Origin of the sequence: Streptomyces sp. 13-12-16 (assembly GCF_002114215.1) — a bacterium.
GTDB lineage: Bacteria > Actinomycetota > Actinomycetes > Streptomycetales > Streptomycetaceae > Streptomyces.
Window position 1 is genome coordinate 1 of the sequence record NZ_NCTE01000542.1, and the last position, 8,768, is coordinate 8,768.

Annotated in this window: 8 protein-coding genes; 6 read left to right on the forward strand and 2 right to left on the reverse strand. The window is 73.1% G+C overall.

Features of this window, described 5'->3' with window-relative positions; genetic code table 11:
• The coding region (locus B7767_RS21970; RefSeq protein ID WP_179167234.1) for a C40 family peptidase at nt 1-352 on the forward strand (352 nt) is incomplete at its 5' end.
• 33 nt (nt 353-385) lie between these two features.
• Nucleotides 386-1,576 (forward strand): hypothetical protein, encoded by a 1,191-nt coding sequence (locus tag B7767_RS21975; protein ID WP_085573714.1) that lies wholly within the window; start codon nt 386-388, stop codon nt 1,574-1,576.
• A gap of 409 nt (nt 1,577-1,985) precedes the next feature.
• Here the strand turns inward: B7767_RS21975 and B7767_RS21980 are convergent, their stop codons facing one another.
• On the reverse strand, nt 1,986-3,221 hold the full coding sequence (locus tag B7767_RS21980) for a glycosyltransferase family 87 protein (protein WP_085573715.1): 1,236 nt from the start codon (nt 3,219-3,221) through the stop codon (nt 1,986-1,988).
• A 126-nt stretch (nt 3,222-3,347) separates the two neighbouring features.
• On the opposite strand from B7767_RS21980, the gene B7767_RS21985 reads away from it, so the two are divergent.
• On the forward strand, nt 3,348-4,490 hold the full coding sequence (locus B7767_RS21985; RefSeq protein WP_085573716.1) for a glycosyltransferase family 4 protein: 1,143 nt from the start codon (nt 3,348-3,350) through the stop codon (nt 4,488-4,490).
• Nucleotides 4,491-4,615: 125 nt separating this feature from the next.
• On the opposite strand, the gene B7767_RS21990 is transcribed toward B7767_RS21985, so the two are convergent.
• The gene (locus B7767_RS21990; RefSeq protein WP_085573717.1) at nt 4,616-6,412 is read right to left on the reverse strand and encodes a long-chain fatty acid--CoA ligase; all 1,797 of its coding nucleotides are present in this window, start codon (nt 6,410-6,412) and stop codon (nt 4,616-4,618) included.
• A gap of 296 nt (nt 6,413-6,708) precedes the next feature.
• On the opposite strand from B7767_RS21990, the gene B7767_RS21995 reads away from it, so the two are divergent.
• The 3 genes from B7767_RS21995 to B7767_RS22005 all read left to right on the forward strand — a co-directional run.
• Nucleotides 6,709-7,506 carry a metallophosphoesterase gene (locus B7767_RS21995; RefSeq protein WP_085573718.1) on the forward strand — a complete coding sequence of 266 codons (798 nt, stop codon included), beginning with the start codon at nt 6,709-6,711 and terminating at the stop codon, nt 7,504-7,506.
• Nucleotides 7,507-7,632: 126 nt separating this feature from the next.
• Complete coding sequence (locus B7767_RS22000) at nt 7,633-8,076, forward strand: SRPBCC family protein (RefSeq protein ID WP_030859062.1); 444 nt, start codon at nt 7,633-7,635, stop codon at nt 8,074-8,076.
• 232 nt (nt 8,077-8,308) lie between these two features.
• On the forward strand, nt 8,309-8,768 hold a 460-nt coding region (locus B7767_RS22005; RefSeq protein ID WP_143652579.1), incomplete at its 3' end, for an ArsA-related P-loop ATPase.

An 8,768-nucleotide genomic window follows, 5' to 3' on the forward strand; every position in this document is an offset into this window, starting at 1 on the left:
CGCCTCGGCCCGCGCGGCAGCCGCCGTCGCCGCCGCCCGCTCCGCCCTCGGCAGGCCCTACGTCTGGGGCGCCGAGGGCCCGTCCGCCTTCGACTGCTCCGGACTGACCCAGTGGTCGTACGCCCAGGCCGGGGTCGCGCTGCCGCGCACCTCGCAGGCCCAGCGGTACGCCGGCCGGCGGATCCCCCTGTCCGAGGCGCGCCCCGGTGACCTGGTCGTCTACCGCTCCGACGCCTCCCACGTGGGGATGTACATGGGCAACGGCCAGGTGATCCACGCGCCCCACCCCGGTGCCCCGGTGCGCTACGACCCGGTCGGCATGATGCCCGTCTCGTCGGTCACCAGGGTCTGACCGCACCGGCCCGGCGCCCGTACCCTCGGGAAGGTGGCTGGTCGAAGGCGGGTGTCGGGTACGTCGGTGACGGCGCTGTGTCTGCTGTTCGTCTCCCTGGCGGGGTGCGGCGGGGGACCGGCCGTCGACGCCGCACGCGCGCAGGTTCAGTCCCTCCTGGACCGCCGCGCGGAGGCCGTCCTCGACCGTGACGCCGCCGCGTACGCCCGCACCGGTACCCGGGCCGGGTTCGCCAACCTGCGCGCGGTGCCGCTCGCGGACTGGTCCTACCGCGTCACCGCCCTCGACCGCACCGGTGACACCGCCACCGCCTCCGCCGACCTGAGCTACCGCGTCGAGGGCCACGACCGGTCCCCGGTCACCACCGCCCGCTCCCTGAGCCTGAGCCGGGACCGCGACGGCCGCTGGTCCGTCGACTCCGACCGGCCCGCGAAGGAGTCCGGCCAGCAGCTGTGGGACCAGGGCGCGGCACGCGTCGTGCGGGGCGAGCGGAGCCTGGTGCTGGGGGTCGGACAGCCCGACGAGAAGCTGCGGGACTACGCCGGGCTGGCCGACCGCGCGGTGCCCGCGGTGTCCGACGCGTGGGGCCCGCGATGGGCCCGGCGCGTGGTCGTCCTCGTCCCGGAGACCCTGGAGGACATGGCGGGCCTGCTGGGCTCGTCCGCCTCCTCCTACCGGGGGATCGCGGCGGTCACCACCGGCGCCACCGGCGCGGACGGGCGGGCCCCGGCGGACCGGGTCATCGTCAACCCGGAGGCCTTCGGAATGCTCGGCGACTCGGGCCGGCAGGTCGTCCTCACCCACGAGACCACCCACGTCGCCACCCGCGCCCACACCTCCGCAGCGACCCCGCTGTGGCTGTCCGAGGGGTTCGCCGACTGGGTCGGCTACCGCGGCGGCGACCGCGCCCCCGCGGAGGTCGCACCGGAGCTCGCCTACGCGGTGGGCCGGGGCGAGGTGCCCGCCGGACTGCCGGACGACGAGGAGTTCGGCTTCTCCGGCGACGCGGACCACCTCGCCCGCGCCTACGAGAGCGGCTGGCTGGCCTGCCGCCTCATCGCCGGCCACTGGGGCGAGGACCGCCTGGACGAGTTCTACCGGGCCGTGGGCGCGCACGAACACCGCGACGGCGCGGTGGAGGCCGCGATGCGCCAAGTCCTCGACACGACCCGCGAGGAGTTCACGGCCCAGTGGCAGGAATACGTGAGAAACACCCTGAGCTGAGCAGACCCGCAGACAGCCGCCCCATCCGCCCTCCACGGGCAGCCGCTGCCGCTCCCTCGCCCTCTGCGGGCAGTCGTGCCCCCCCCCAGTGCTTCAAGGGCCTGGGAGGTGCCCCCAGGGCGGCACGGGTGGGCGCGACCGCCCCCCGCCCTCTGCGGGCAGTCGTGCCTCCCCCAGTGCCTCAAGGGCCTGGGAGGTGCCCCCAGGGGCGGCACGGGTGGGCGCTGGGGGTACCCCCTCTGGGGGAGGCACCCCGCAAACGCCGGGCTGCGTGAACACCCCCGGCCCGCACCCACGCAGGGCACCCGCAAAGCGCCGGGCCGCGCACACCCCGGGCCCACGGCACGCACCCGTGCCCCGCCCGGGCCCACTGCACGCACCCGCGCCCCGCCCGGAATCAGGACCGGAATCAGGACGAGACCGTCGTCCCGGCGGCCCGGCCCGCCCCGACCACCGCGGGAACAGCCCGCCGACGGGAAACCGTCGTGCACCACAGCACCCGAGCCGCCACAACCGTCGCCACCACCAACAGCCCGTTGCGCAGCACCAGCAGGGCGATCCCGAGCGAGTCGCTGGCGACCACATGGGCGAACCAGAGCGGAAACTCCAGCACCGTCACCAGCGAAGCCCCCAGCACCAGCCCCACCGCCACCCCCATCCGGCTCTCACGGAAGCACAGACACACCGCCCCGAGCCCCACCAGCCACACCATGTACTGCGGACTGATCACCCGGCTCGTCGTCGTGAACAGAAGCACCGCCACGAACGCCGCGTCGGCGACACCGTGCGCGGGGAACCGGACGGCCCTCACCCGCCACAGCACCAGCCACCCCAGCGCGGCCCCGCTCAGCACCAGCGCCCCCGTGCTCACCCAGCTCACATACGGCCCGAGGAACTCCACCGAGCCGTAGTTGAGCAGCACCTCCCCCTCCCAGCCGTGATGCCGCGCCACGTGGAAGACGAGCGCCCCCAGCGACTCCACCTCCGTCCCCCGGTCCCGCTGGAAGGTCAGGAACGCGAACGCCCCCGGCATCAGTACGGCGAACAGGCCGGCCACACCGGCACCGGTCACCGCCGCCGAGACCCACGCACCACGCCGCCGCACCGCGATCAGCAGCAGCGCCGGCCACACCTTCACCAGCGCCCCGAAACCGGCGAGCGCCCCCGCCAGCCGGGGGTACCGGGCGGCCGCCAGCAGCGCGGCCACGGCGACCGCGGTCACCATCACGTCGTAGCGCGCGTACACCGTCGGCCCGAGCAGCGGTACGCCCACCACCCACACCCAGGCACCGCGCGGCGACCGTCCGGGACGACGGCCGGCGTACAGCAGCAGGGCCAGCGTGACCAGGTCGGCGAGACAGGCCAGGACGAAGAAGGCGGTGGCGTACTCCAGGAACGGCAGCAGGCCGGGGGAGAGGACCGCCAGGGCCGCGGCGGGCGGGTACTGCCAGGTCACGTCGTCCAGCGGGAACGTTCCGGTGCGCAGGACGTCGTACCAGCCCCGGTAGATGACCGACACGTCGCTGGTGACGTCCGGCCCGGGGAAGACGATCACCTTCAGCACGCACAGCAGCAGGACGGCCCGTGTGAGCCCCCACAGCAGCAGCGGTGGGGCGAGGGAGCCCCGCACGGCCGTCGTCCTCATGCGCTGTGCTCCCTGCCCGTCCGGTGTGCGGTCGTGAGGGGCCATGATGTCCCGGACACCTGTGTACGTGCCACAGAGCGCCGCCGCGGCGAACGGCGCGCCCCCCGTTCGGTAGGGTCGGCGGCGATGCACAAGACCCTGATCGTGACCAACGACTTCCCGCCCCGCCCCGGTGGCATCCAGGCGTTCCTGCACAACATGGCGCTGCGGCTCGACCCGGAGCGGCTCGTCGTCTACGCCTCCACCTGGAAGCGCTCCCGGGAGGGCGTCGAGGCCACCGCCGCCTTCGACGCCGAGCAGCCCTTCACCGTCGTACGCGACCGTACGACGATGCTGCTGCCGACCCCGGCGGCCACCCGGCGGGCCGTCGGGCTGCTGCGCGAGCACGGGTGCACCTCGGTGTGGTTCGGGGCGGCGGCACCGCTCGGGCTGATGGCGCCGGCGCTGCGCCGGGCGGGCGCCGAGCGGATCGTGGCCACCACCCACGGCCACGAGGCCGGCTGGGCCCAGCTGCCCGCCGCGCGGCAACTCCTGCGCCGTATCGGGGACTCCACGGACACGATCACCTACCTCGGCGAGTACACGCGCTCCCGCATCGCCGGCGCGCTGACCCCCGAGGCGGCCTCCCGGATGGTGCAACTGCCGCCCGGCGTCGACGAGAAGACCTTCCACCCCGGTTCGGGCGGTGACGAGGTGCGGGCGCGGCTCGGGCTGACCGACCGGCCGGTGGTCGTGTGCGTCTCCCGGCTGGTCCCGCGCAAGGGGCAGGACACGCTGATCCGGGCGATGCCGGCGATCCTGGCAGCCGAACCGGACGCCGTCCTGCTGATCGTCGGCGGCGGCCCCTACGAGAAGGACCTGCGCCGCCTCGCGCACGACACGGGCGTCGGCGCCTCCGTCCGCTTCACCGGCTCCGTCCCCTGGTCCGAACTGCCCGCCCACTACGGCGCCGGTGACGTCTTCGCGATGCCGTGCCGCACCCGGCGCGGGGGCCTGGACGTGGAAGGACTCGGCATCGTCTACCTGGAGGCCTCCGCGACCGGCCTCCCGGTCGTCGCCGGCGACTCAGGCGGCGCCCCCGACGCGGTCCTCGAGGGCGAAACCGGCTGGGTCGTCCCCGGCGACGCGCCCGACCAGACCGCGGACCGCGTCACCACCCTCCTCGCCGACGGGGAACTCCGCCGCAGGATGGGGCAGCGGGGCCGGGAATGGGTCGAGGAGAAGTGGCGCTGGGACTTGTTGGCGGAGCACTTGAAAACACTGCTGTAGGGCAACGCCGGAAAGGGGCGCGGGGCTGTGCCATCGTGCGGCTCCGCCGCGTGGGCGCGACCGGCCACGACCGACCCGCGCCCGCCGGCGCTCAAAAGACACCCCGAACCGCGCCCGAGCGGAACCTACTTGGCGTAGATCGCCTCGATCTCGTGGGCGTAGTCCTTGGCCACGACGTTCCGCTTCAGCTTCAGCGACGGAGTCAGATGTCCCGACTCCTCGGTGAACTGCGCCGGCAGGACCCGGAACTTCCGCACCGACTCCGCCTTGGAGACCGCCGAGTTGCCGTCGTCCACCGCGGCCTGGATCGCCGCGAGCAGATCGGGATCCTCGCTCAGCGACCCCGCCGTCGATCCCGCCGGCTTCCCGTGCTCCGCGCACCACCGGCCCAGGAACTCCTCGTCGATGGTGACCAGCGCCCCCACGAACGGCCGCCCGTCACCCACGACCATGCACTCCGCGACCAGCGCGTGCGCCCGGATCCGGTCCTCGATCACCGCCGGGGCGACGTTCTTGCCGCCCGCCGTGACCAGTATCTCCTTCTTGCGGCCGGTGATCCGCAGGTAGCCGTCCTCGTCCAGGGTGCCGATGTCCCCGGTGTGGAACCACCCGTCGGCGAGCGCCTCGGCGGTCGCGCCCGGGTTGTTCCAGTACTCCTTGAACAGGTGCTCGCCGTGCAGCAGCACCTCGCCGTCGTCCGCTATCCGCACGACCGAGCCGGGCAGCGGCTGGCCGACCGTGCCGATCTTCTGCCGGTCCCACGGGTTGAACGCGGTGGCCGCACAGGACTCGGTCAGCCCGTACCCCTCCAGCACGCTGAAGCCGATACCGCGGAAGAAGTGTCCCAGGCGCTCACCCAGCGGGGCGCCGCCGGAGATGGCGTACTCGCCGCGCCCGCCCAGCACCGCGCGCAGCTTGCCGTAGACCAGCTTGTCGAACACCTTGTGCTTGATCCGCAGGCCGAGTGACGGCCCGGACGGCGTGTCCAGCGCCCGGCTGTAGGCGATCGCCGTGTCCGCCGCCCTGTCGAAGATCTTGCCCTTGCCGTCGGCCTGCGCCTTGGCCCGCGCCGAGTTGTAGACCTTCTCGAAGACCCGCGGCACGCCCAGGATCAGCGTCGGACGGAACGCGGCCAGCTCGTCGGTGAGGTTCTTGATGTCGGGCACGCAGCCCAGCTTGATCGGCGCCATCATGGGCGCGATCTGCACCAGCCGTCCGAAGACGTGCGCGAGCGGCAGGAACAGCAGCACGGAGCACTCGCCGGTGCGGAACAGCGGACGCAGCCGCTCCACGATGTTGCCGCACTCGGCGAAGAAGCTGCGGTGGGTGAGCACACAGCCCTTGGGCCGTCCGGTCGTACCGGAGGTGTAGACGATGGTCGCCGGGTCGTCCGCCTTCGCGAACGAGCTGCGCTCCTCGACCGTCGCGTCGTCGACGTCCTGCCCGAGCCGGCCCAGCTCCTTGATCCCGCCGGCCTCGATCTGCCAGAGGTTCTTCAGCGCGGGCAGCCGGTCGCGCACGGACTCCACCGTCGCCGCGTGGGCGTCGAGCTCCACGAAGCAGGCGGTGGCGCCGGAGTCGCCGAGGATCCACGCCACCTGCTCCGGCGAGCTGGTCTCGTACACCGGCACGGTGACCGCGCCGGCGCTCCAGATCGCGAAGTCCAGCAGGGTCCACTCGTAGCGGGTGCGGGACATCAGACCGACCCGGTCGCCGGGCCGCACACCGGCGGCGATCATGCCCTTGGCGGCCGCCCGCACCTCCGCCAGGAAGGTGGTCGCCGTCACGTCCTGCCAGGTCCCGCCCGCCTTGCGGGCGATGACGGCGACGTCGGGGTGCTGCGCGGCGTTTCTGCGGACGATGTCGGTCAGGTTTCCGTCCGCGGGGACCTCGTACAAAGCCGGAAGGCTGAACTCGCGCAAGACTGCTGCTCCTCTTAGGGCGCCGGCGCCACGACGTTGTGCGATGCGACGGTGCGGTCCAAGGCTCGGACGGGTGCTCGCGAATTCACATGTTGAAATCCCGAGCACGACTGGACTGCCCGGACGTTACCCGCCGGTATGGCGTCTACGACAGGGGGTCCCGGCGAGATGTTCGCTGCGTCACACAGGTTGGTGTTTCATTGCGCACAGTAGTCCACCCCTTCACCGACGAGCCAGTAACCGCAGGTGGGCCCGCCATTGTTCACGCGGGCCGCACACGCTTACCCTTGATCGCCATGGCACCCACACCAGGCGGAAACCGGCGCACACGCGTCCACGTGGTCAGTGACGTGCACGGCAACGCCCGTGACCTGGCCCGCGCCGGGGAGGGCGCCGACGCCCTGGTCTGCCTGGGCGACCTGGTGCTCTTCCTGGACTACGCCGACCACTCGCGCGGCATCTTCCCCGACCTGTTCGGCACCGAGAACGCCGACCGCATCGTGGAGCTGCGCACCGCCCGCCGCTTCGAGGAGGCGCGCGAGTTCCAGCGCCGGCTGTGGGCGGGCATCGGCATGGACAAGGCCGCCGCGATCGAGACGGCGGTGCGCAAGCAGTACGCCGAGCTGTTCGCCGCGTTCCCCACGCCGACGTACGCGACGTACGGCAACGTCGACGTGCCGCCCCTGTGGCAGGAGTACGCGGGCCCCGGCCTGACCGTGCTGGACGGGCAGCGGGTGGAGATCGGCGGCCGGACCTTCGGCTTCGTCGGCGGCGGCCTGCGCACGCCGATGCGGACGCCGTACGAGATCGACGACGAGGAGTACGCGGCGAAGATCGAGGCCGTGGGCGAGGTCGACGTGCTGTGCACGCACATCCCGCCGGAGGTGCCCGAGCTGGTCTACGACACCGTGGCCCGCCGCTTCGAACGCGGCAGCCGCGCCCTGCTGGACGCCATCCGCCGCACCCGGCCCCGCTACTCCCTGTTCGGACACGTCCACCAGCCGCTGGTGCGGCGGATGCGGATCGGCGCCACCGAGTGCGTGAACGTGGGGCACTTCGCGAGCAGCGGGCGGCCCTGGCGGCTGGAATGGTGACGACGTCCCAGGTCGGATGAGTGGCGCCGGCCGGGCGCGCGGTAGCCTTCCGCTGCACGCGCGTGCGCTGTGCGCCCCGCGCACGGCGACGACGACTACCGGCCCGCATCTGGAGGAGCCACGGCGATGGCGGAACACACCAGCTCGAGCATCACGATCGAGGCGGCGGCGGCCGACGTCATGGGGGTGATCGCCGACTTCGCCCGCTATCCGGACTGGACCGGTGAGGTGAAGGAGGCCGAGGTCCTCGCGACCGACGCCGAGGGCCGCGCCGAGCAGGTGCGTCTCGTCATGGACGCCGGTGCGATCAAGGACGACCAGACCCTGGCGTACACCTGGACCGGGCAGCACGAGGTCTCCTGGACCCTGGTGAAGTCCCAGATGCTCCGCTCCCTCGACGGCTCCTACATCCTCACCCCGGCCGCCCCGGGCACGACGGAGGTCACCTACCGCCTCACCGTCGACGTCAAGATCCCCATGCTCGGCATGATCAAGCGCAAGGCGGAGAAGGTCATCATCGACCGGGCCCTGGCCGGCCTGAAGAAACGAGTGGAGTCGAGCCCGAAGTAATCCCCGTCGCACGCGACTGCGGGCAATCGTGCCGCTGGGCCGGCGCCCACCCCCGCAGCTGCGGGCAGTCGTGCCTCCCCCAGTGCCTCAAGGGCCTGGGAGGTGCCCCCAGCGGCACGGGTGGGCGGTGGGGGCACCTCCCGCTCGAGCGCAGTCGAGAGTGGGGGAGGCACCCCGTAGGCGCGGGCAAGCAAAACCCACCCCCGCCCGGCGTCAGTTACCGTTCACCCCCATGCGCACCCTCCTGATCACGGGCCCCGGCGGCAGCGGCCGCACCACGACCGCCGCCGCCACCGCGCTCACCGCAGCCCGCGAGGGTGCCCGCACCCTGCTCCTCGGCACCGACCGCACGGACACCCTGGGCCCCGTGCTGGGCACCGGGGCCACCCCGCGCCTCACGGTGAGGCGCGTCGACCCCGACACGGACTTCCGCACCGACCTCGCCGCCCTCCAGGACCGGGCCGCCTCCGCCCTGGACCTCCTCGGCGCCTCCCGCCTCGAACCCGAGGAGACCAGCCCCCTCCCCGGCGCCGAGGAGCTCGCCGTCCTGCGCGCCCTGCGCGACGCCACGCTCTCGGAGGACACGTACGACCTCGTCGTCGTCGACCTCCCACCCACCCCCCGCGCCCTCTCCCTCCTCGCCCTCCCCGAAGAGCTCCGCCGCTACCTGCGCCGCCTCCTCCCGCCCGAAC

Bases quoted from the DNA above. Each gene is read 5' to 3' on its own strand.
- B7767_RS21995 (WP_085573718.1), top strand. From the start codon at position 6,709: ATGGCACCCACACCAGGCGGAAACCGGCGCACACGCGTCCACGTGGTC.
- B7767_RS21985 (WP_085573716.1), top strand. From the start codon at position 3,348: ATGCACAAGACCCTGATCGTGACCAACGACTTCCCGCCCCGCCCCGGT.
- B7767_RS22000 (WP_030859062.1), top strand. From the start codon at position 7,633: ATGGCGGAACACACCAGCTCGAGCATCACGATCGAGGCGGCGGCGGCC.
- B7767_RS21980 (WP_085573715.1), bottom strand. From the start codon at position 3,221: ATGAGGACGACGGCCGTGCGGGGCTCCCTCGCCCCACCGCTGCTGCTG.